We start from the raw sequence: 20,425 nt of genomic DNA on the forward strand, positions 1-20,425 counted from the left end.
CCACCGTGTTGGTGGCGAGCGAGGATAGGCGTTTCTCAGGCGGCGTGGACGTCGTCGAGTTGGGCGACGGTCGGCGCGTTCACGATGGTGACCGTGTCACCCGAGACGACGACGCGGAACGCGTCCGCGAACGCGTTCTCGCCCTCGGGGATGCGGTAGACGTTCGCCGTGCCGTCCACGCGCTCGGCGCCGTGGTGTTCGAGCAACAGCCGGTAGCCCTCGGCGAACTCGCCGGCTTCGGTGTCGGAGTCCCACGCCGTCTTCCAGACGTACGCCGTCTCGTTGCTCTGCGCGGAGTTCTCGGTGACGTACGGCACGAGCTTGTCGCCGTCCCAGCCGGCGGTGTACTCGTAACTGTAGTTGTAGAGGTCGAGTGTCCCGGAGTTCTGCGCGGGCGCGACGAAGTGCCGGTACGGAACGACGACGTTCGTCACCGCGCCCTGCTCGATGGACTCGGCGTAACTCGGGTACCAGAGCATCGAGTAGAGGCCGGCCTCCCCGAACTGCGCGAAGTCGACGCTCCCGTTACCCATGTCGGGCGTCGACCACGCGTCCGTCGAGGCGTCGGCGACCGTCACGTCGGTCGGCGCGTCCTCGCCGTACTTCTCGGGGTGGATGGTCTGCTCGGTGCTCTTCGGCGGCTGCTCGTAGACGGCGTTCACTGCGTCCCAGCCGCCCTCCTCGCGGAGTTGCTGGACGAACACCGGGCCGTCGCTGTACGGCTGGAGTTTGATGGCGGCGATGCCGAGGTGGCGGTCGCCGGACCCGCCGCCACCGCCGGCCTGCTGTTGGGGCATCAGGCAGTCCCAGGACTCGGCGCAGCGCTCGCCGTAGAGGTAGTCGACGTAGTTCCCGTCACCCTCGATGATGCCGTCTCTGGCGTTGTGGAGTTCCTGCGTGGACTGATTGTAGTCGGTGATGTCGAACTGCTGGTCTTGGAGCGCGTGGAACAACTCCTGAGACAGCGTGATTTCGTCCATCTTCGGCGAGGACGTGTTCTCGGAGACGATGACGATGCGGTCCTCGGTCGGCGAGTAGTAGCCGCCGACGGACGCCGCGCGGTTCGACTGGAGTTGCGCTATCGCGCTCTCGTTCTCCGCGAGCATGAACGTCGCCTCGAACTTGACGTTCTGGTGGAGCGAGGCGTTCCGGGAGACGTTCCCGTACGCGTCCGCGGTGTCGTTCGCGAACTCCTCGCGGGACACGATTTCGACGGGGACCGAGCGCTCGAACTCGATGTCGCGGATGCGCTCGACGCGCGCCATCGACCGGTTCACGACGGCGGCGAGTTCGGTGTCGTTGAGGCCGTTCGACCGGTCGACGTCTATCGACTCGTTGTACCAGAAGCCGCCCTCCCACCCGAGGACGTCCTCGTCGGGGTCGGCGTAGTCGAACGAGGACGCGTCGGTGGACTGCGGTTCGGTCGTCGATTCCGCGGGCGACGTCGACGTGACGTCCGGCGTCGTGCTGGTGTCGGCGCCCGGTGCCCCCTGACACCCGGCGAGCACGACGAGGAAGACCACGGCGACGGCGATGATACGGCGTGCCATCACGGGAAGTCAACGGTAGGACACGTAAAACTCCCTCGGGCGGTCGCATCGACCGCGAGAACGGTCGGTTGCGCCCTCGGAGCGTCGCGTTCGCCCCCACAATTTAAGTTAGTGAGTCGAAACCTCCGCCCACGATGTCGAACGACGACCACGAACGACGAGACGGCGGCCAGCGCGAGAACGAGGCCGCGGACGAACGAGACCACCTGGCGGACGCCCAGCCTCACGGCGGCGCGAACCGACGACCGGCGGGCCGCCAGCAGCCGTCGGTCACCGACCTGCTCTCCGAGCAGGCGACCCAGAACTACGCGAAGACGGTCGCGGGCGTGATGGCGGCAGTCGGCGTCGGCATCGGCGTGATGGTGATACTGCTCGGTTCGTTCGGCGGCAGCGAACTCGGCGCGTCGCTGTCGACCCAGCAGTACAAACTCGGTCTCACGAACACGGCGCTCGGCGTCGCGCCGTACGTCGGGTTCGCGGTCGCCGCGGGCGCGGGACTGCTCGTCGGCTTCAGCCTCGGCGAGCAACGCCGGGCGACCGTCGCGGCGGCCGCCGGGTCGCTCGTCGGCGCGGTGTTGTTGTTCCTGCTCGCCGAGATAATCGCGTCGACGCAGGTCTCACAGCTCTCCGTCGACTACGGGCAGGCGCTCGTGAACGCGGTGTTGATGGGTGTCGGGACGGCAATCGCGGGCGGCGCGGGCGCGTACTTCGGCGACGAACTGGCCTGACCGGACGCGCAAAACTGCTTTTTCGCCGGGCGACGAACGGCCGGTATGGAGTTCGACCCAGCCAGCACCGCGGTCGTCGTCGTGGACATGCAGAACGGCTTCTGTCACCCCGAGGGGAGCCTGTACGCGCCCGCCAGCGAGGACGCGCTCGGCCCCGTCACCGACCTCGTCGCTCGGGCGCGGGAGGCGGGCGCGAGCGTCGTCTACACGCGCGACGTCCACCCGCCCGAGCAGTTCGCGGACAACCACTACTACGACGAGTTCGACCGGTGGGGCGAACACGTCGTCGAGGGGTCGTGGGACGCCGAACTCCACGGCGACCTGGACGTGCGAGAGGACGACCACGTCGTCGAGAAACACACCTACGACGCGTTCTACCAGACCGACCTCGAAGGCTATCTGGACAGCCACGGCGTCCACGACCTCCTGATTTGCGGGACGCTCGCGAACGTCTGCGTCCTCCACACCGCCGGCTCCGCCGGTCTCCGGGACTACCGGCCCGTGCTCGTGGAGGACGCCGTCGGCTACATCGAGGACGACCACAGGGAGTACGCCGTCGAGCACGCCGACTGGCTGTTCGGCGAACTCGCCGAGCGCGAGACCGTGACGTTCGCCTGACGCTCCGGAATCGTCGCGCGGACGCGAGAAACTACGCGTCCCGAATCCCGACCGTCACGTCGTCGCCGGCCGAGAGGTCGTGACCGGGACAGACGAGTTTCGCGCCGAGGCGGTCGAGGCCGAGCCACAGCGACAGGCCGCGAATCGGGGCGCCGTTCGCCGTCGGCGTCACGTCCCGCCACGCGACAGTCCGGTCGCCCGTGCGGTCGCCGACGACTGAACCGAGCAGGGAGACGGTGGCGGCGTCGCCGTCCGCGTAGCCCTGTTCGTAGTGCGGGAGTCCGCCGTCCACGACGCCGCCGTCGTCGCTGGCGAGTCCCGCGAACGCCTCGCCGGGCGCGGGGTGGGCGGGCGCATCGAGGAGCGCCCACGTCTCGCCCACGTCGAGGACGGTTGCCCCGCCGTCCCACGCGACCGGTTCCACCGGAAGCCCGAGGTCGAGGGGGAGCGACCCCGACGCCCGGACGGGGTTCTGGTCGCGCGTGCGGAAGCCGAGGTGGACGTGGTTGTCGACCCACGGCGCGAAGAAGCCCGAGCGAACCATCTGCCCGAGGTCGTCGCCGACGGCGAGGCGGTCACCGGGTTCGACCGCCGGGTCGACGTGGAGCATCCGCGCGAGGTAGTCGCCGATGTCCACGACGATCAGGTGGTCGTGGTCGGCGGCGTACGGCTTCTCGGGGCAGCGCACCGTCCGCGTCTCCGTGACCTCGCCGGCGACCGGGCTGGTCGCGCGGTTCTGTTCCGGATAGAGGTCGACCGCACAGCCGGCGTCGTGGGCGGGGTACGGCGAGTTGTAGCGAGAGACCCGGGGATACCGGCGGAGCACGTCGCCGGACAGCGTGACCATGCCCTCGGTTTGGAACCGGGAGGAATTACCTGCGTCGGTCCCAACGAGGGGTATGCGCGTACTCCGCGGCCGGGCCGACACCCGAGAGGCGGACCACGAGGCCACCCGCGACCTGCTGGATTTCGCTCGCGAGACCGGCGAGTCCGCGGTTCGTGTGTGGGCGCCCGGACGCGTGGTGGCGTTCGGGCGGCGGGACGCCAACGAGGACGGCTACGAGGACGCCCGCGAGGCCGCCCGCGAACACGGCTTCCCCGCCGTCGAGCGGCAGGTCGGCGGGCGCGCGGTGGCGTACACGGACACGACGCTCGCGTTCGCGCGCATCGAACCCATCGGCGACGTGCGCTCGGGGCTGTCGGCGCGCTACGACGCGATGGTCGCGGACGTGCTCGACGCACTCGAAACGGTGGGGGTCGACGCCCGCGAGGGCGAACCCGCGGACTCGTTCTGTCCCGGCGACCACTCGGTGCAGGCCGACGGGAAACTCGCGGGCGTCGCCCAGCGCGTCACGAAGGGCGCGGCGCTCACCTCCGGCGTGCTCGTCGTGGACGACCGCGAGGAGATAGCGAGCGTGTTAGCGGACGTCTACCCGGCGCTCGGCGTCGATTTCGACCCCGACTCCGTGGGGAGTGTGGCGGACTCGGGCGGCGACCCCGAGCGCGTCCGCGAGGCAGTCGAAGACGCTCTTGTAGGCGGTTCGGTCCCGACCGTCGAGCGCGTACCGTGACTGCGGCGGCCACCGATTTTACGGCCAGTGACACAGCCGGTTCCCTGGCGGACTGAACGGGCGAGACGGCGAGGGCGTTCTCGGAGGCGATTCCTCGGATGTCTTCACAGCACTTACGCTCGCGCCCACAGACCTACACCCATGCGAGTCATCCGGGACGCGACCCTCGCGGACGGCCGGCGGCGGGACGTGCGCGTCGGCGACGACGGCCGCATCGACGCGGTCGGCGAGCAGTTGACCGGCGACGAAGCCATCGACGCCGACGGGAACCTCCTCCTGCCGGGCGCCGTCGACGTTCACGTACACTTCCGACAGCCCGGCTACGACCACAAGGAGACGTGGGCGACCGGGTCGCGGAGCGCGGCCGCGGGCGGCGTGACGACGGTGGTCGACCAGCCAAATACGAGTCCGCCGACGGTGACGGGCGACGCCTTCGACGAGAAGGCCGAGTACGCGAGCGAGAGCGTCGTGGACTGGGGCATCAACGGCGGCGTGACGGCGGACTGGGGCCCCGAGTCGCTGTTCGACCGGCCGCTGTTCGCGCTCGGCGAGGTGTTCCTCGCGGACTCCACGGGCGATATGGGCATCGAAGCGGAGTTGTTCGCTGACGCCTGTGAGAAGGCCGCCGACGAGGACGTGGTCGTCACCGTCCACGCGGAGGACGCCGACCTGTTCGACGAGGCGGCGAAGTCGCGGGACGACGCGGACGCGTGGAGCGCGTACCGGACCGCCGAGGCCGAGAAAGTGGCCGTCGAGCGCGCCGTCTCGGTGGGCGGCGACGCCGGGGCGACGGTCCACATCGCGCACACGTCGACGCCGGAGGGCGTGGACGCCGCGAACGCCGGCGGCGCGACCTGCGAGGTGACGCCCCACCACCTCTTCTTGTCTCGCGACGACCTCGACGAACTCGGGACGTTCGGGCGGATGAACCCGCCGCTCCGGAGTGAGAAGCGTCGGAAAGCGCTGTTCGAGCGACTCGCGGACGGGCGCGTCGACATGGTGGCGACGGACCACGCGCCCCACACGCGCGCGGAGAAGGACGCGAGCATCTGGGACGCGCCGTCGGGCGTGCCGGGCGTCGAGACGTCGCTCCCGCTTCTTCTGGAGGCGGCGCGAAACGGGAAACTGACCTACGAGCGCGTGCGCGACGTGACGGCCGCGAACCCCGCGAACGTGTTCGGACTGGCGCAGAAGGGGCGAATCGAGGAAGGCCGAGACGCCGACCTCGTGCTCGTCGACCCCGAGGAGTCGCGAGCGATTCGCGGCGCGGACCTCCACTCGAACTGCGAGTGGACGCCGTTCGAGGGGAAACGAGGGGTGTTCCCGGAGTGGACGATGATTCGCGGAACGGTGGTGTGGGACGGCGAGGAGTTCGCCGCCCACGGCGGCGAGAACGTCCGGCGTTAGACGCCGAGCGCGAGCGACGTGGCGGCCGCGCCGAACACCCACCCGAAGCCCGACCACGACAGCACGAAAAACGCCTCGCGAGCGCTCGCTTCGGTCCAGCCCGAACTCACGTCCATGTAGGCCTGGACGCCCTCTATCGTCTCGCCGAGGCCGATAGCCGTCGACCACGCGGTGACGCCGAAGCCGAGGACGAGCAGGCCGAGCGCGAACGCCGTGTCCGTCGCGGCCCGCGGCGTCCGCACCGCGAGTAGACCCACAGAGAGCGCGACGCCGACGGCGGCGCCGACCGCCAGCCAGCGTGCCGCCGCCGGGACGAGGACGCGGAGGCGGCGACCCAGTGCGGCCGAACCGGGGGACGCGTCGTCAGTCAACGGTGTCCCGCATGCGCGGGTCGAGCGCGTCCCGCATCCCGTCACCGAGGAGGTTGAACCCGAGCACCGCGAGCGCGAGGAACAGGCCGGGGAAGAACGACCACCACCACGCGCCCGAGAACAGGCCGCGCTCGACGCCCTCGGAGAGCATCATCCCCCACGACGGGTCGCCGGGGCTCGCACCGAACCCGAGGAAGGACAGCGCCGCGATGTCGATGATGGCCAGCCCGTAGTTCAGCGTGGACTGGACCGTGATGGGCGCGAGGCAGTTCGGGAGCACGTGGCGAATCAGCAGGCGCGGGTCGGTCGCGCCGAGCGCCCGGGTCGCCTCGATGTACTCGTCTTCGAGCACTTTCAGCGCGGCGCCGCGAACGACGCGCGCGAACCGCGGCGTGTACACGAGGGTGAGCGCCGCGACGGCGCGCCACAGCCCCAGCGACTCGGGGAAGATGGTGACGAGCGCGAGCGCCAACAGCAGCGACGGGAACGAGAGCAACACGTCCATCGTGCGCATGATGACGTTGTCCGCGAGGTCGCCGTAGTACGCCGCGAGCGTCCCGGCGGCGATGCCGAGGACGGTCGACGCGAGGACGGTCGCCGTCCCGAACTTCAGCGCGAACCACGCGCCGTACAGCACGCGCGGGAAGATGTCGCGGGCCTGCCCGTCGGTGCCGAACCAGAACTCGGCGCTCGGCGCGGCCTCGGTCGGGTTCGACCCGAACTGCGTGGCGACGATGGCCTGGAGGTCGTACGCGAACCGCGCGTAGATGGCCAGCGCGAACATCCCGAGGATGAGCACGAGGCCGAAGACGGCGATTCGGTTCGACAGCAGCTCCGTGAGGAACGGGCTGGCACGGAGGCGGTCGAGGAGACTGCGCTCTACGTCAGACGATTGTGTGGTTTCGGTGCTCATTGGTCGATCCGGGGGTCGAGGACGGAGTACGTGATGTCCACGAAGAGGTTGACGAGCGTGTACAGGAACGCGAACACCAACACGGTCGCCTGCACGACCGGGTAGTCGCTACGACTGATGGCGTCCACGAGCAGGGTCCCGATGCCGTTGATTTCGAAGACGGTCTCGGTGAGGACGGAGCCGCCGAGCAGCGACCCGAACTGGATGCCGATGATGGTGATGACGGGGATGAACGCGTTCCGGAGGCCGTGCTTGAGGACCGTAATCTTCGAACCTTGGCCCTTCGCGCGGGCGGTCCGCATGTAGTCCTGCCGGATGACCTCCAGCAGCGAGGAGCGCATCATCCGCGAGATGAACGCCATCGAGTAGATGCCGAGGACGACGACGGGCATCAGCAGGTGCATCACCGCGGACCGGAACGCCGCCATGTTCCCGGCGAGGAGCGTGTCCACGAGGATGAAGCCGGTGGTCGAGTCGATGAAGTACGCCGACCCGATGCGGCCGCTCGTCGGAAGGATGCCGAGGACCTGCGCGAACAGCAGGATGAGCAGGGGGCCACTCCAGTAGATGGGGACGCTGATGCCGGCGAGCGCGCCGACGCGGGTCAGGTGGTCCGTGAGCGTGTCCTGCTTGACGGCGCTCAGGATGCCCAGCGGGATGCCGAACAGGAGGCCCGCAATCTGCCCGAGGATGGCGAGTTCGATGGTGACCGGGAGGCGGTCGGCGAGCAGTTCACTGACCGGCATGCCGCGCTGGACTTGGTACGACTCGCCGAAGTTGAACGTGACAACTTCGCCGAGGAAGCGGACGTACTGTTGCCAGAGCGGGTCGTCGAGGCCGAGGTCGGCCCGGACTTCGTTGATGAACTCCTGGCTCGCTCGGTCGCCGGCGATGGCGACGGCGGGGTCGCCCGGCGAGAGGTGGAGAACGGCGAAGACGAGCGACGCCACCCCGAACAACACGGGAACGAGCAGCAGTAGTCGTTTGGTTACAAACCGCTTTGATACCATTACCCAAGGGGAGAGGACGAGGGGTAAAAAATGTCCCGTCGTGCGTCGACTACGGACTCGTCACTCGACTTCCACGAGGTCGAGGTGCGGCCCACCGATCGCGGAGATGGTGTAGTTGCTGACGCTGTTGCTCACACCACGCGTCTCGTCGGCGTAGTCGATGTAGATCCACGGCGCCTCGTCGTGGGCAATCTGTGCGGCCTCGTGGTAGAGGGACGCACGTTCGTCCTCGTCGTAGACCTGCTGGGCCTCCTCGATGAGGTCCATGTACTCCTGGTTCGCCCACGCGCTACGGTCGGACGTGTTGAAGCCCTCGGTGCCCCAGTCGACCCAGTCCTGACCTTCGGGGGACTCCACCTGCGGGTGCATCAGCACGTACATGAAGTTGTCCGGGTCGGCGTTGTCGGTGTACCAACCGGAGAGCGAAGCGTCGTGGCGACCCTCGGACGTGTACGTGAGGTAGTCGGAGAACTGGCGGTCGTCGATGGTGACGTCGATGCCGACTTCCGAGAGGTTCGTCCGGATGGTTTCGGCGGTCGGGAGCGGCGCGGGGTTGTAGCCGCGCGCGTTCTGGAACGTCGTCAGTTCGAACGAGAGCCCGTCGCCGTAGCCGGCCTCTTCGAGGAGGCGCTGGGCCTCCTCGGGGTCGTGCTCGTAGGGACTGATGTCGTCGTTGTGCCCGAACAGCGCCGGCGGGCACGGCTGGTCGGCCTGCGTCGCGATACCGGAGTAGATCTCGTTGACGATCTGCTCGGTGTTGATCGCGTAACTGATGGCCTGCCGGACGCGCTTGTCGCGGAACGCCTCGACGCGGGACATGTTCATCGACATGTAGCCGATGTTGATGCCGGTCGCGGTGCGGGCCTCGGCGGTGTCCGAGCCGTTGATCTGCTGGATGGTGTCCGGGTCGAGACCGTCGATGATCTCCATCTCCTCCTCGATGAGCGCCTGTGCGCGCGTGGAGTTCTGGCCGCGCGTGAGGAAGATGACCTCGCCGACGTTCGGCGAGTCGCCCCAGTAGTCGCCGAAGGACGTGAGCTGGATGCGGTTGTTCGCGTTGTCGAGGTTCTCCAGTTCGAACGGTCCGGTGCCGACCATCTCCTGGCCGAGGTTCACGTCGTCGCTCTCGATGGCCTGCTGGGAGATGACGACGGACGCGAACATCGCGAGGTTGCGCAGCATCGGCGCGTACGGCTGCGAGAGCGTGATGTTCAGCGTGTAGTCGCCGTCCTTGGAGACGCTCTCGATCCAGTTACCGAGCGTGAACGGCCCGTAGACGGAGGCGTCCTCGAAGTAGTACTCGTAGTCCTCGTCGACGAACCGGCGGTACGTCGCGATGAAGTCGTCGGCGGTGAAGTCGCTGCCGTCGTGGAACGTCACGTCCTCGCGGAGCGTGAGCGTGACGTTCGTGCCGTCGAGTTCCCAGTCCGTCGCGAGCGCCTCCGTGATGGAGGATTCGCCGGGCTGGAAGCCGATGAGGCCCTCGTAGGCCTGGTTCGTGACCTTCGCGACTTCGCCGCTCGTGGTGTTCTGCGGGTCGAGCGTGTCGGAGTGAGCGCTCCGGCCGTAGCGGAGCGTTCCGCCGCCACCGCCGCCGCCACCGATACAGCCGGCAACGGAACTCGTCGCGGTCGCAGCGACAGTTGCGCTACCGGCGGCCTTCAGGAAACTGCGCCTGGAAACCTGGCTGTTATTGCCTGCCATGAGAAAACCCCATACACCTACATAGATAATACTACCGGACGGGAACGGTGTGTAGTCGGTCAGTTCTACCGGTAAGTTACTTCACAGCGAGTAAACGTGTCGGCGCCGCCGCAGGTTCGTTACTCCGCGTCCTCGAAGAGGTGACAGGCCGCCGGGTGGTCGCTGTCACCGAGCGCGGGGTCTTTTCGCTCGCAGACGCTCTCGAAGGTCTCTTCGAGGACGTCCTCGGCCGCGTCCCAGTCGCCGTCTTCGAGGTGGCGATAGGACTCGTCGACGGCGTCCCGAGCGCGACCCGAGAGCGGCCCGTCGAAGAACTCCCGGTCGAGCACCGCGGCGAACCCGCTGCCGCCGTCCGCGACGGCGCGCGCCGGCTCGGACGCCTCGGCGGCCTCCTCGCGGACGGCTTCGAGGTCGATGTCGCGAGACTCGACGCGCTGGCGGTAGAACATCGCCTCGCGGTAGCGCTCCTGTTCGATGTCGAGGTCCTCCGGCGGAATCACGGACGGACACCGCGTGCGGAAGTGACACCCCGACGGCGGGTCGATGGGCGACGGCACGTCGCCCTTGAGGATGGTGCGGTCGCCCGTGTCCGCGCGCGGGTCCGGCTCCGGAATCGCGGAGAGCAACGCGTTCGTGTACGGATGTCTCGGGTCGTCGAACAGCGCACTCGTCTCGGCCACCTCCACGATTTCGCCGAGGTACATCACGGCGACCCGGTCGGAGATGTGGCGGACGACGCTGAGGTCGTGTGCGATAAAGAGGTACGTCAGCCCGAACTCCTCCTGGAGGTCCTCCATGAGGTTGATAATCTGGGCCTGCACGGAGACGTCGAGGGCGGAGACGGGTTCGTCCGCGACGATGAAGTCGGGGTCGACCGCGAGCGCGCGGGCGATGCCGACGCGCTGGCGCTGGCCGCCGGACATCTCGTGGGGGTAGCGGTCGTACTGGCTGCGGTCGAGGCCGACCTCTTCGAGCAGTTCGAAGACGCGCTGTCGGCGCCGACCCTTCGCGAGGCCGTGAATCTTCAACGGCTCCATGATGGTCTGCCCGACGGTCATCCGCGGATCGAGACTCGACATCGGGTCCTGGAACACCATCTGCATGTCCTTGCGCTTCTCCCGGAGTTCGGACTTCGAGAGGTCGCCGAGGTCCTGGCCCGCGAACACGACGGTTCCGTCGGTCGGGGCGTCGAGGTTGAGGATGGCGCGGCCCGCGGTGGACTTCCCGCAGCCGGACTCGCCGACGAGACCGAGCGTCTCGCCCTCGTGGACGTCGAGGCTCACGCCGTCGACGGCCTTCACGCTCGGCTTCTCGCCGGGGAAAAATCGGTCGAGCAAGCCGTCTTCTTGCTCGTAGTACTTCCGCAGTCCTTCGATTTCCACGATGGGGTCGCCGATGTCGGTGTCCGTCGCCGACGTCACGCCCTGCGTGCCGTACTCGCTCTCGTCGAAGGACGGCAGGATGCACTTCGAGCGGTGGTCGACGTCCTCGGAGCCGTGCTGGAGGTACGGAATCTCGCCCTCCCGGCACTCGGGTTGGACCCACGGACACCGGTCCGCGAAGTGACACCCATCGGGCATGTCGATGAGGTCGGGGACGTTCCCCTCGATGGGCGTCAGGCGGTCTTTCTCCTCGGTCGGGATGGACTCGAGGAGGGTGTACGTGTACGGGTGACTCGGGTTGTGGAAGATTTCCTCGACCGGGCCCTCCTCGACGATTTCGCCCGCGTACATCACGGCGACCCGGTCGCAAGTCTCCGCGACGACGCCGAGGTCGTGGGTGATCATCAGCACCGACATCCCGAACTCGTCTTGCAGGTCGTCGATGAGGTCGAGAATCTGGGCCTGGATGGTCACGTCCAGCGCCGTCGTCGGTTCGTCGGCGACAAGGAGACTCGGCTGGCACGCGAGCGCGATGGCGATGAGCACGCGCTGTCGCATCCCCCCGGAGAACTCGTGGGGGTACTCCTCGAGGCGCGTCGTCGCCTCCGGGATGCCGACCTCGGTGAGGATGTCGACGACGTCCTCCATCACTTCCTCGTCGTGCTCGCGACCGCCGATTTTCGGGAGAATCTCCCGGATTGCGTTCAGCCACGTGTCCCGTTTGCGGCCGCCGTACTGGTGGAGGCGGAGGGATTCGGCGACCTGCTCGCCGACGGTGACGGCGGGATTCAGCGACGTCATGGGGTCCTGGAAGATCATCCCCATCTCGCCGCCGCGCACCTTCCGCATCGCCTCCTCTGGCGCCGCGGTCAGGTCGATGACGCCGTCCTCGACGCCCGCGTCGGTCGCGGCGGCGCCGTTCTGGTATCGTTCGCGCGCGCGGTCGTCGAAGTAGACGAAGCCGTCGGTGGCCTCGTCCAGCGCGTCGTCGAGTGCGTCCGCGACGACGGACGGCGTGGCGTCGTCGTCGAGGCGGTCGGCGGCGTCCCGGAGTTCGTCCGCGAGGCCGGCGGGGTCGTCGAGACCCGCGAGGTCGTCGGCCATCCCGCGGAGTTCCGCTGGCGTGGTGTCCACGCGGTCGCCGACGTCGAGGTCCGCGACGACTTCGCGGACGGCGTCCACGAGGTCGAAGGGGTACGGGACGACCGCGCCGTCGAACTCGTCGGCGATGTCGGCCGCGAGGTCGGCGCCGCGGAACGTCACGTAGCCGTCCACGACTTCGCCGGGGTCGTCGACGAGGTCCATCGCGGAGAGCGCCGTGACGCTCTTCCCCGAACCGGATTCGCCGACGAGACCGACAGTCTCGCCCTCTTCGATGGTGAGGTCGATGCCGTCGACTGCCTTCACTGCGCCGCGTTCCGTCTTGAACTGCGTCCGGAGGCCGGAGAGAGATAGGAGGTCGGTCACTGAGAGGTATTCACAGGGCGGCGAAGAAATAGCTTGCGGGACTTGGGCAAACCTTATCCCCGGCGCCACCCGCCGTGGACACATGAGCGAGAACCCCGCGAACGGCGCGCCGGACAACGTCCAGGCGGCCTCGGGCTGGCAGCCGGTCATCGAGGACATGGAAGCGACGGCCGAGGCGTACCGCGACCGCGGCTGGACCACGGTCGAACTCCACCCCGGCGACTCCGTGTTCGTCGACTCCGAGTTCCGCACCGGCATCGACGTGGTGCTGCCCGGTTCCGAGTACGAGGAACTGGAAGCCGTCGCCGCGGACGCCGAGTTCACCGACGTGGACGTGTTCCGCGCGGAGGACGCGAGCATGTTCTACCTGCTCGTCGTGGAGAAAGACCCGGACAGCGAGACGGCGGTGTTCGTGCCCGCGTACTACAATCCGGGGTCGGCCGAGGAGAAGATACAGACGGTACAGGAAGCGGGCGAACTGCGACTGTTCTGTCGGCGCCTGAACGACGACTACGTGGAGTTCGTCCACAGCGACGTCGGCCCGTTTCTCCCCGAAGGCGTCTAGTCGTCGCCGGCTTCGATGGTGTGCCCGCAGTTCGGGCAGTCGGTTCCCTCGTGTCTGAGTTCGTCGCTCGCCGACCGCACGTCCCGCATCACCGACGAGATGCGTTCTTCCGCCTCTAATTCCTCCTCGACGGCGAGGTCGACGCCCTCGACTTCGAGCAGGAACTTCGCGACCTCCGCCACCTCGTACATCAGGTCGTCGAGTTCGTCCGCCGTGAAGAACCCGGACATCGCGCCGTAGAGGAACGTCGCGCCCGCCATCGTCACCTTGTCCTCGAACGCCGAGCGCGCCTGATTCACGGCCTGGGGCGTGTACGTGTCCGTCATGAACGGGACGAGTTCGGGGAGGTTCTCCCCGATTTTCGTCATCTCCACGCCGGTCTCCGTGCGGAAGTCGGCGCAGAGCCGCGCGATGGCCCACTCGCGGGCGGTGATGTACGTGCGGTCGCGGAGGAACTCGTTGACGCGGTCGTACTGCGCGCCGTCCATCTTCGAGAACCGCTCGTAGCGCTGGACGTCAGCCGGCACGTCGTCGGCGTCGCCGTCCGCCGCCGGTTCGACGGCGGGCGTGAGGTCCCAATCGGCGGGAGAAGAACGCTGTTCGGGCATGCTCGGGGATTGCGGAGGTGGTCGCAAAAGCGTGTCGGGGGCGAGACCTCGAACGCAGTGAGAGGTCTCGGGAATGCGAGCGGCGGGACTTCGAGCGAAGCGAGAAGTCTCGGAACGGGCGAGCGGCGGCATCTCGAACGCAGTGAAAGGTCTCGGTGAGACGAGCGGCGGGAGAGCGAAACACGCGAGCGAGCGCCGACGGGTCGAGACGAGGGGCGAACGCTTTTCACTGGAGGCGGCGACACTCCGACCATGAAAGTGCTGTTAGGCATCGGGGGCGCGGACGACTCGCTGGACGCCCTCGAGCACACCGTCGAGCGGGCGGTGGACGCGGGCGACGACCTGACGGTGGCGGTCGTGGAGAATCCGGAGAGCGACCGCGACCCGAGCGAACTCGTCGACGCGGCGCGGTCGGCGCTCGCCGACGCGGGACTGCCGGAGAACGTCCGACAGTTGTCCGGCGACCCCGGGAGTTCGCTCGTGGAGTTGTCCGAGTCCGAGGGGTTCGACCAAATCGTCCTGGGCGGGGGCGAGCGCAGTCCGATGGGGAAGATTCGCCTCGGCCACATCGCGGAGTTCGTGCTGTTGAACGCCCGCGTGTCCGTGAAGTTGGTGCGCTGAGATGGTGGGGGAACGCGTGTACCCGGAGGAAGTGGCCGAGGAGTTCCCGCGACCGCCGGTGTCGTTCGCGGACCGCGAGGCGAGAGACATCGAACTACGGGCGTTCGACGAGCCGGACGGCGAGGGGTTCGGCGCGCTCGTGGAGATGTACGTGGATTTCGACCCGGCGGACCGCGCGCAGGGCGTGCCGCCGGTCGGCGAGGAGCGCGTTCGGGAGTGGCTGAACACGCTGCTCTCACAGGACGGGTTCGACGTGGTGGCGTGGCACGGCGACCGGGTCGCCGGGCACGCGACGCTGGTGCCCGACGACGAGGAGACGTACGAACTCGCCATCTTCGTCCACCAGGACTACCAGGGCGCGGGCATCGGCACGCGACTCATCGAGGCGCTGCTCGGGTACGGGCAAAGCGAGGGCGCGAACCTGGTGTGGTTGACCGTCGAGCGCTGGAACCGGCCGGCGGTCGCGCTCTACGAGAAGGTGGGCTTCGAGACGGCGTCGGCCGAGAGTTTCGAGATGGAGATGGCGATTCGCCTGAACTAGACGGAGAGCACCGGCTGGCTGGCGTACAGCAGGACGTACTCGGCGGCCTTCTCGAGGACGTCGCCGGCGTCGCCGCGCATGCCTTCGCGGGGGATGACGAGGAAGTCGGCGTCCACGTCGTCGGCGCAGTCGAGGATGACGCTGCCGGGGTGTTGGAGTTTCCGCGACGTGGAGAAGCCGTACGCGATGGAGGATTCGACGGTGACGTCCTCGGGGGCGAGCGCGGCGACTTCCGCGAGGAACGTGTTGGTGTCCTCGACGACGTCGTCCTCGGCGACGTCGCCGGCCTTGATTGCGCGGGTCACCGTCTCCCCGAGGACGTAGAGCGCGTGTGCGTCGGCGTCGTAGCGGTCGGCAACCGCGAGCGCGTACTCGGCGGCCGTGACGGACGCTTCGGTGCCGTCGACGGGAACGAGTACGGTGTCGACTTCGAGGGGCATGCGTGAGCGTGCGCCGTCGGGCTACTAAAACGCTCCGCGTGTGGGTTTAAGGTCTCCGGCGAGATACCGCCTAGTATGATAGACACCGTGGTCGTCGCGACCGACGGGTCCGAGAGCGTGGGGCGCGCCGTCGAGGTCGCGCTCGACTTCGCGGACCGGTTCGACGCGGCCGTACACGCCCTGTACGTGCTGGAGGAGAGCGAGGTGGAGACGGCGCCGGAGGAGGTGCGCGAGGAGATGCACGACGCGCTCGAAGAGCGCGGCGAGGAGGCGGTTGCGGCCGTCGCCGACCGGGCGGTCCGCGACGTCACGACGGCCGTACGCGAGGGGCGGCCGCCGGCCGAAATCAGCCAGTACGCGCGTGACGTGGACGCGGACGTGGTGGCGACCGGGACGCGGGGCCGCCACGGCGAGAACCGCTTTCTCATCGGGAGCGTCGCGGAGCGCGTCGTGCGCACGTGTCCGGTGCCGGTGTTGACGGTGCGCCAACTCGACGACAGCGAGTAACACGAGACTTTTACCGAGTCGCGGCGTCGGTTCGCGACGATGCCCTCCACCAATCGCCGCCAGTTCCTCGCAGCCGCGGGTGCGGCCGGCGCCGCCGGTCTCGCCGGCTGTGGTGCGCTCGGCGGTGGCGGCCGACCCGACGTGAACACCGGAAGCGGGCTGGACGAGGACACGAGTCACGCCCTCCAGAGCGAGCAGGTCTATCTCGCGGGCGACGCCAGCGACCTGCCCGACCCCCCGAATACCGTCGACAGCATCGACGACGCGGACGCCGTGCTCGCGACCACCGACGCCGACCGCGTCCCGCTCGTACGCGCGCTCCGCGACCACAAGCCCGTGGCGTTCGACGGCGGCGACGCACAGAGCGCGCTCCGCGGACTGCTGGAGAGCACCAGACAGAACTACACGTTCGGCGTCGAGGAAGTCAGGGCGCGTCCCGTACCGGTCGCCGTCGCCGTGCCCGGACGGAACGGCACCGTGGACACGTACACATTCGTCGACGATGGCGGGTGGGACGACCCCGTACTCGACGCGTTCGGGTGGGCGCTCGTCGGGCGCGTCCCCGAGTGCGACACGTTCGTCCCGGAGTCGTCGGCGGACAGCATGTACGACTACGCGGGGTCGGCCCACGTCGTCGGCCGCCTCGACACCGGGGAAGCCTACGTCTCGCGCACGACGGCCACGGTCAGTCGGCAGGACGCCGGACGGTTCGTGCGCCTGCGGACGCGCCTCCACGCCGAGGCCAACGACGGCTACGCAATCGAGGAGGGCGTCCGGGAAGCCGACTTCCCGGACGACCAGCGCCTGCACCGCGCGTGGCCGAACCCCCACACCGAGAACGGCGTCCAAATCGCGAACACGTCGAACACGATTCGGAGCGACTTCTCCTTCGAGGTGACCCCAGAGAGTTCTCGCGCGAAGAGCGCGCTCACCGGCTGTGGCGGCCTCCGGACCGACGGCGAAATCGCGTACGACCACCGCGTGAGCGTCACCTGGAAGCGCGACAAACTCCTCGGGAACGACCGCCGCTACGCGACCGCGACCGGGCGCGGCGAGTGGCACCTCGACGCCTAACCGCGGGGTTCTTCCGCGGTCCACCCCACGGAGGCGTATGGAAGATTGGGTCATCGAGGACGAGGACCTCCCGCTGGAGCGCAAGTCGCTGCTCCCCGGGAAGGGCTTTTTCGTACCCGACGACGTGCGGGACGCACAGAGAGACCAGGAGATTCGCGAGCGCGTCGAGGGCGCCGACGTCATCGTGGTCGCGGACCCGGACGCCGACGGCCTCGCCTGTGCCGCCATCGTCCGCGAGGTGTACGGCGACGCCGCGCTCGTGCCCGCCGGCCCCCACGAAATCGAGGACGGCCTGCGCAGGGCCGTGGAGTTCGGCGAACCCGGCTTCAAACTGTTCGTCTGTGACGTCTGTCCGGACCGCTTCGAGTACGTCGAGGAGGAACTCGCGGACGCCGTCGAGGCCGCCAGCGAAGTGCGGTGGTTCGACCACCACCAGTGGACCGAGGAGACCGCCGAGTCCGTCCGCGACGCGGGCGTCGACCTCGTAATCGGCGACAGCGAAGAGGAGTGTACGGCCGACGTGGCCGTGCGCTCCATCGACGCCGACCTCCCCGAGCGCCTCGCCGAACTCGCCGAGGTCACCCGGGACCACGACCTCTGGCTGAAAGAGGACGAGCGAAGCGACGACCTCGCGGACTACTCGTACTGGTCGGACGCCGACGAGTACATGGACGTGGTGCAGGCTCACGGCGCCGACCTCCCGGACGAAGTCATGGACTTCCTCGAAGAACGCCGCGTCGAGAAACACGAACTCATCGACCGCGCGGTCGACCGCGCCGCGATGAAGGAAATCGGCGAGTGGACCGTCGGCGTCACCTACGGCCGGTGCTCCCAAAACGAGGTCGCCGAAGCGCTCCGCGAGCAGGGCGCCGACGCCGCGGTCATCGTCAAGCCCTCGGGGAGCGCGAGCATTCGCGGCACCGAGACGTTCCAGCGCGCCCACGAGGTCGCCCGTCAGGTGAACGGCGGCGGCCACCCGAAGGCCGCGGGCTGCAAGCCCGACATCTACGAGGACATGATGGACTACGCGAACCACTGGACCTCGCAGGGCGCGACCGCCAAGCAGGTCATCCTCGACGGCTTCCGGAACCTCCCCGACGAGCCGGCCGACGACTAGGGAGACGGACGGCCAACGACGGGTCGCGGCGCTTTTCCTCTCCGGCGCCCTCGCTGGTAGTATGACTCTCGATTTCAGCGCCGAGCGCCCCGTCGTGGGGATGGTTCACCTCGACGCGCTCCCCGGCGCGCCCGGCTTCGACGGCGGCCGCGCGGCGATTCGCGACGCGATGCTCCGCGACGCACGACGCCTCGAAGCCGGCGGCGTGGACGCCCTGATGCTCGAGAACTTCGGCGACGCGCCGTTCTACGCCGACGACGTGCCCAAACACGTCGTCGCGTCGATGGCCGCGCTCGCCCGCGACCTCCGACGAGAGACGGACCTCCCAATCGGCGTGAACGTCCTGCGAAACGACGCCGAAGCAGCAATCAGCGTGGCGGCCGCCGCGGACGCACAGTTCGTGCGCGTGAACGTCCACGCCGCCGCGCGCCTCACCGACCAGGGCGTCGTCACGGGACAGGCCGCCGAGACGGTGCGCCTCCGCGACCGCCTCGGCGCGGACGTGTCGATTCTCGCCGACGTGGATGTGAAACACTCCGCGCCGCTCGCCGAGCGCCCCCTCACCGAGGAGGTCGCGGAACTCGTCGAGCGCGGACACGCCGACGGCCTCGTCGCGAGCGGCGCCGGCACCGGTCACGAGACCGACCGCGACCACCTCGAAGCCGTCGTGGCGGCGCGCGACGAACTCGGCGTGGACGCGCCGGTGTTCGTCGGGAGCGGCGTCACACAGTCGACCGTGGGCGAGACGCTCGCCCTCGCGGACGGCGTCATCGTCGGGACGGCGCTGAAAGAAGACGGCGAGACGACGGCGCCGGTGGACGAAGCGCGCGTCCGCGACCTCGTCGAGTCGGCGCGCTAACCGGACAGGTCGTCCCGCGTCGCGAGCGCGCCGCGAGCGCCCGCCGCCGTGCAGTTCCGGGCGGCCGCCGCAGTCGCGACGCGTGCGGCCGCTGTCGCTTCTCGGCCGTCGAGCACCCACGCGTGAATCAGCGCGGCGGTGAACGCGTCGCCCGCACCCGTGGTGTCCACGGTTTCGACGGATTCGGCGGCGACGTGAGTCACGTCGTCCGTGCCGACGTACGCGCCGTCCGCGCCGACCGTCACGGCCACGCGCTCGGCGCCGCGTTCGAGGAGTTCGGTCGCGGCTTCCTCGGGGCCGCAGTCGAGGTAAGAGCGCGCCGCGACCTCGTTCGTGACGAACAGGTCGGCCGTCTCGGCCGCTCGGTCGATTGTCTCGCGGGTCGCGCCCCGACCGTCGAGTTCCGACAGCGGGCCGGCGAGGTCGAACGCGAGCGCGGTCGTCTCGCCGGCGGCGCGCATCTCCACGAGGTCGCTGACGGCGCCGTCGGGGGCGTACGCGCTAGTGAAGGCGCAGTCCGCGTTCCGGACGCGTTCGCGGTCCTCGGCGGTGAGTTCGAGGGCCGGGACGCTGTCGCCGCCCGCGACAATCATCCGGTCGCCCTCGGGGCCGCGCAGGACGAGTGCGTACGAGGTGTCGTCGTCGCCGCGGCGGACGCCCGACGCGTCGACGCCGTAGTCCGCGAGCGAGTCGAGTACGCGGTCCGCGGCGTCGTCGCGGCCGACGCGGGAGACGACGCTCGTTTCGTGGTCGAGTGCGGCGAGCGCGCACGCGACGTTCGCCGCGACGCCGCCCGCGCGCTCCTCGTAGTCGCGGACGAACGCGCCGCCGTCGGGCTCGGGGAGATTCGACAGCCCGTAGACGCGGTCGAGCACCGCGCTCCCGACGGCGACGACGCGAGCCATTACCGGTCGCCCGCGACCCACTTGTCGGAGTACGTCTCCCCGCAGGAACAGTAGACGTAGGCGTGAATCACGTCGCCGTCGGCGTACATTCCGCCGACCTCCTCGTTCTGGGCTTCCGCGAAGGAGAACACGAACTCGGGACTGTGGTCTTCGGGGCCGTCGGCGGCGTGCGGGCAGTCGCCGCCGACGAGGTCGCTGTCGACGTGACCGGGGTTGTCCATCGCGGCGGAACCGAAGTCCATCGCCGCCATCCCCGTGATTTTCTGGAAGACGCTGCGGCCGCGTTCGCCGTCCACGACGAGGACGACCCCCTCGCCCACGCGCTCGGCGTCGTCGCGGTCCGCGAGTTCGTCGACGTCGGAGACGTACGACTCCGCGAGGTAGAGCGCGACGTGGTCGGTGCGGTCGCCGGCGAGGTACGCGTCGTAGTCGCTCACGACAGCGAGTAGGCGGCGGCCGCGAAAAAG

Annotated in this window: 22 protein-coding genes; 11 read left to right on the forward strand and 11 right to left on the reverse strand. The window is 68.9% G+C overall.

What is annotated here, in order from left to right:
• Positions 1 to 35 precede the first annotated feature (35 nt).
• A complete protein-coding gene (locus tag LT972_RS13170; RefSeq protein ID WP_232570841.1) occupies positions 36 to 1,550 on the reverse strand; it encodes an Hvo_1808 family surface protein in 1,515 nt (504 codons plus the stop codon).
• Between the two features lie 134 nt (positions 1,551 to 1,684).
• On the opposite strand from LT972_RS13170, the gene LT972_RS13175 reads away from it, so the two are divergent.
• Complete coding sequence (locus LT972_RS13175) at positions 1,685 to 2,278, forward strand: hypothetical protein (protein ID WP_232570842.1); 594 nt, start codon at positions 1,685 to 1,687, stop codon at positions 2,276 to 2,278.
• A 45-nt stretch (positions 2,279 to 2,323) separates the two neighbouring features.
• Entirely contained in the window at positions 2,324 to 2,896 is a 573-nt protein-coding gene (locus LT972_RS13180; RefSeq protein ID WP_232570843.1) for a cysteine hydrolase family protein, read from the forward strand.
• A gap of 31 nt (positions 2,897 to 2,927) precedes the next feature.
• On the opposite strand, the gene LT972_RS13185 is transcribed toward LT972_RS13180, so the two are convergent.
• Entirely contained in the window at positions 2,928 to 3,743 is an 816-nt protein-coding gene (locus LT972_RS13185) for a hypothetical protein (protein WP_232570844.1), read from the reverse strand.
• Positions 3,744 to 3,795: 52 nt separating this feature from the next.
• Here LT972_RS13185 and LT972_RS13190 point away from each other — a divergent pair, with 52 nt between their 5' ends.
• Together LT972_RS13190 and LT972_RS13195 are read left to right on the forward strand one after the other, a co-directional pair.
• Positions 3,796 to 4,467 (forward strand): lipoate--protein ligase family protein, encoded by a 672-nt coding sequence (locus LT972_RS13190; RefSeq protein WP_232570845.1) that lies wholly within the window; start codon positions 3,796 to 3,798, stop codon positions 4,465 to 4,467.
• 141 nt (positions 4,468 to 4,608) lie between these two features.
• Positions 4,609 to 5,874, forward strand: coding sequence for a dihydroorotase (locus LT972_RS13195; protein WP_232570846.1), 1,266 nt, complete (start codon positions 4,609 to 4,611; stop codon positions 5,872 to 5,874).
• Here the strand turns inward: LT972_RS13195 and LT972_RS13200 are convergent.
• From LT972_RS13200 to LT972_RS13220, 5 genes are all read right to left on the reverse strand, one after another.
• The gene (locus LT972_RS13200) at positions 5,871 to 6,245 is read right to left on the reverse strand and encodes a DUF7268 family protein (RefSeq protein ID WP_232570847.1); all 375 of its coding nucleotides are present in this window, start codon (positions 6,243 to 6,245) and stop codon (positions 5,871 to 5,873) included. The genes LT972_RS13195 and LT972_RS13200 overlap by 4 nt on opposite strands.
• Entirely contained in the window at positions 6,238 to 7,158 is a 921-nt protein-coding gene (locus tag LT972_RS13205) for an ABC transporter permease (protein WP_232570848.1), read from the reverse strand. The genes LT972_RS13200 and LT972_RS13205 overlap by 8 nt, the downstream gene beginning before the upstream one ends.
• Entirely contained in the window at positions 7,155 to 8,168 is a 1,014-nt protein-coding gene (locus tag LT972_RS13210) for an ABC transporter permease (RefSeq protein ID WP_232570849.1), read from the reverse strand. Before LT972_RS13210 ends, LT972_RS13205 begins: the two co-directional genes overlap by 4 nt.
• A gap of 60 nt (positions 8,169 to 8,228) precedes the next feature.
• On the reverse strand, positions 8,229 to 9,872 hold the full coding sequence (locus LT972_RS13215) for an ABC transporter substrate-binding protein (RefSeq protein ID WP_232570850.1): 1,644 nt from the start codon (positions 9,870 to 9,872) through the stop codon (positions 8,229 to 8,231).
• Positions 9,873 to 9,991: 119 nt separating this feature from the next.
• The gene (locus LT972_RS13220) at positions 9,992 to 12,721 is read right to left on the reverse strand and encodes an ABC transporter ATP-binding protein (RefSeq protein ID WP_232570851.1); all 2,730 of its coding nucleotides are present in this window, start codon (positions 12,719 to 12,721) and stop codon (positions 9,992 to 9,994) included.
• Positions 12,722 to 12,803: 82 nt separating this feature from the next.
• On the opposite strand from LT972_RS13220, the gene LT972_RS13225 reads away from it, so the two are divergent.
• On the forward strand, positions 12,804 to 13,286 hold the full coding sequence (locus tag LT972_RS13225) for a DUF7529 family protein (protein ID WP_232570852.1): 483 nt from the start codon (positions 12,804 to 12,806) through the stop codon (positions 13,284 to 13,286).
• Here LT972_RS13225 and LT972_RS13230 read toward each other — a convergent pair.
• Positions 13,283 to 13,894, reverse strand: coding sequence for a DUF5806 family protein (locus tag LT972_RS13230; protein WP_232570853.1), 612 nt, complete (start codon positions 13,892 to 13,894; stop codon positions 13,283 to 13,285). The genes LT972_RS13225 and LT972_RS13230 overlap by 4 nt on opposite strands.
• Positions 13,895 to 14,146: 252 nt before the next feature.
• Between LT972_RS13230 and LT972_RS13235 the strand changes: the two genes are divergently transcribed.
• Positions 14,147 to 14,515 carry a universal stress protein gene (locus tag LT972_RS13235; protein WP_232570854.1) on the forward strand — a complete coding sequence of 123 codons (369 nt, stop codon included), beginning with the start codon at positions 14,147 to 14,149 and terminating at the stop codon, positions 14,513 to 14,515.
• Position 14,516: 1 nt separating this feature from the next.
• Positions 14,517 to 15,056: a GNAT family N-acetyltransferase gene (locus tag LT972_RS13240; protein ID WP_232570855.1), complete on the forward strand. Its 540-nt coding sequence runs from the start codon at positions 14,517 to 14,519 to the stop codon at positions 15,054 to 15,056.
• Here the strand turns inward: LT972_RS13240 and LT972_RS13245 are convergent.
• Complete coding sequence (locus LT972_RS13245; RefSeq protein ID WP_232570856.1) at positions 15,053 to 15,496, reverse strand: universal stress protein; 444 nt, start codon at positions 15,494 to 15,496, stop codon at positions 15,053 to 15,055. The two genes, LT972_RS13240 and LT972_RS13245, sit on opposite strands and share 4 nt — an antisense overlap.
• A 75-nt stretch (positions 15,497 to 15,571) precedes the next feature.
• On the opposite strand from LT972_RS13245, the gene LT972_RS13250 reads away from it, so the two are divergent.
• From LT972_RS13250 to LT972_RS13265, 4 genes are all read left to right on the forward strand, one after another.
• The gene (locus tag LT972_RS13250) at positions 15,572 to 16,003 is read left to right on the forward strand and encodes a universal stress protein (RefSeq protein WP_232570857.1); all 432 of its coding nucleotides are present in this window, start codon (positions 15,572 to 15,574) and stop codon (positions 16,001 to 16,003) included.
• Between the two features lie 39 nt (positions 16,004 to 16,042).
• Positions 16,043 to 17,077: a hypothetical protein gene (locus LT972_RS13255; RefSeq protein ID WP_232570858.1), complete on the forward strand. Its 1,035-nt coding sequence runs from the start codon at positions 16,043 to 16,045 to the stop codon at positions 17,075 to 17,077.
• A gap of 37 nt (positions 17,078 to 17,114) precedes the next feature.
• Positions 17,115 to 18,194: a DHH family phosphoesterase gene (locus LT972_RS13260; protein ID WP_232570859.1), complete on the forward strand. Its 1,080-nt coding sequence runs from the start codon at positions 17,115 to 17,117 to the stop codon at positions 18,192 to 18,194.
• Between the two features lie 61 nt (positions 18,195 to 18,255).
• The gene (locus tag LT972_RS13265) at positions 18,256 to 19,053 is read left to right on the forward strand and encodes a BtpA/SgcQ family protein (protein WP_232570860.1); all 798 of its coding nucleotides are present in this window, start codon (positions 18,256 to 18,258) and stop codon (positions 19,051 to 19,053) included.
• Here the strand turns inward: LT972_RS13265 and LT972_RS13270 are convergent.
• Both LT972_RS13270 and LT972_RS13275 read right to left on the reverse strand, forming a co-directional pair.
• On the reverse strand, positions 19,050 to 19,958 hold the full coding sequence (locus LT972_RS13270) for a carbohydrate kinase family protein (protein WP_232570861.1): 909 nt from the start codon (positions 19,956 to 19,958) through the stop codon (positions 19,050 to 19,052). The two genes, LT972_RS13265 and LT972_RS13270, sit on opposite strands and share 4 nt — an antisense overlap.
• Positions 19,958 to 20,395 (reverse strand): DUF5807 family protein, encoded by a 438-nt coding sequence (locus LT972_RS13275; RefSeq protein WP_232570862.1) that lies wholly within the window; start codon positions 20,393 to 20,395, stop codon positions 19,958 to 19,960. Before LT972_RS13275 ends, LT972_RS13270 begins: the two co-directional genes overlap by 1 nt.
• Positions 20,396 to 20,425: the final 30 nt, after the last annotated feature.

The sequence above is a fragment of the Halobacterium litoreum genome, from assembly GCF_021233415.1.
In the GTDB taxonomy this organism is placed as follows: Archaea; Halobacteriota; Halobacteria; order Halobacteriales; family Halobacteriaceae; genus Halobacterium; species Halobacterium litoreum.

What these genes read in the sequence shown, in the direction of transcription:
- LT972_RS13170 (WP_232570841.1), bottom strand. Translation starts at nt 1,550, where the DNA reads ATGGCACGCCGTATCATCGCCGTCGCCGTGGTCTTCCTCGTCGTGCTC.
- LT972_RS13175 (WP_232570842.1), top strand. Translation starts at nt 1,685, where the DNA reads ATGTCGAACGACGACCACGAACGACGAGACGGCGGCCAGCGCGAGAAC.
- LT972_RS13180 (WP_232570843.1), top strand. Translation starts at nt 2,324, where the DNA reads ATGGAGTTCGACCCAGCCAGCACCGCGGTCGTCGTCGTGGACATGCAG.
- LT972_RS13185 (WP_232570844.1), bottom strand. Translation starts at nt 3,743, where the DNA reads ATGGTCACGCTGTCCGGCGACGTGCTCCGCCGGTATCCCCGGGTCTCT.
- LT972_RS13190 (WP_232570845.1), top strand. Translation starts at nt 3,796, where the DNA reads ATGCGCGTACTCCGCGGCCGGGCCGACACCCGAGAGGCGGACCACGAG.
- LT972_RS13195 (WP_232570846.1), top strand. Translation starts at nt 4,609, where the DNA reads ATGCGAGTCATCCGGGACGCGACCCTCGCGGACGGCCGGCGGCGGGAC.
- LT972_RS13205 (WP_232570848.1), bottom strand. Translation starts at nt 7,158, where the DNA reads ATGAGCACCGAAACCACACAATCGTCTGACGTAGAGCGCAGTCTCCTC.
- LT972_RS13210 (WP_232570849.1), bottom strand. Translation starts at nt 8,168, where the DNA reads ATGGTATCAAAGCGGTTTGTAACCAAACGACTACTGCTGCTCGTTCCC.
- LT972_RS13215 (WP_232570850.1), bottom strand. Translation starts at nt 9,872, where the DNA reads ATGGCAGGCAATAACAGCCAGGTTTCCAGGCGCAGTTTCCTGAAGGCC.
- LT972_RS13225 (WP_232570852.1), top strand. Translation starts at nt 12,804, where the DNA reads ATGAGCGAGAACCCCGCGAACGGCGCGCCGGACAACGTCCAGGCGGCC.
- LT972_RS13230 (WP_232570853.1), bottom strand. Translation starts at nt 13,894, where the DNA reads ATGCCCGAACAGCGTTCTTCTCCCGCCGATTGGGACCTCACGCCCGCC.
- LT972_RS13235 (WP_232570854.1), top strand. Translation starts at nt 14,147, where the DNA reads ATGAAAGTGCTGTTAGGCATCGGGGGCGCGGACGACTCGCTGGACGCC.
- LT972_RS13240 (WP_232570855.1), top strand. Translation starts at nt 14,517, where the DNA reads ATGGTGGGGGAACGCGTGTACCCGGAGGAAGTGGCCGAGGAGTTCCCG.
- LT972_RS13245 (WP_232570856.1), bottom strand. Translation starts at nt 15,496, where the DNA reads ATGCCCCTCGAAGTCGACACCGTACTCGTTCCCGTCGACGGCACCGAA.
- LT972_RS13250 (WP_232570857.1), top strand. Translation starts at nt 15,572, where the DNA reads ATGATAGACACCGTGGTCGTCGCGACCGACGGGTCCGAGAGCGTGGGG.
- LT972_RS13255 (WP_232570858.1), top strand. Translation starts at nt 16,043, where the DNA reads ATGCCCTCCACCAATCGCCGCCAGTTCCTCGCAGCCGCGGGTGCGGCC.
- LT972_RS13260 (WP_232570859.1), top strand. Translation starts at nt 17,115, where the DNA reads ATGGAAGATTGGGTCATCGAGGACGAGGACCTCCCGCTGGAGCGCAAG.
- LT972_RS13265 (WP_232570860.1), top strand. Translation starts at nt 18,256, where the DNA reads ATGACTCTCGATTTCAGCGCCGAGCGCCCCGTCGTGGGGATGGTTCAC.
- LT972_RS13270 (WP_232570861.1), bottom strand. Translation starts at nt 19,958, where the DNA reads ATGGCTCGCGTCGTCGCCGTCGGGAGCGCGGTGCTCGACCGCGTCTAC.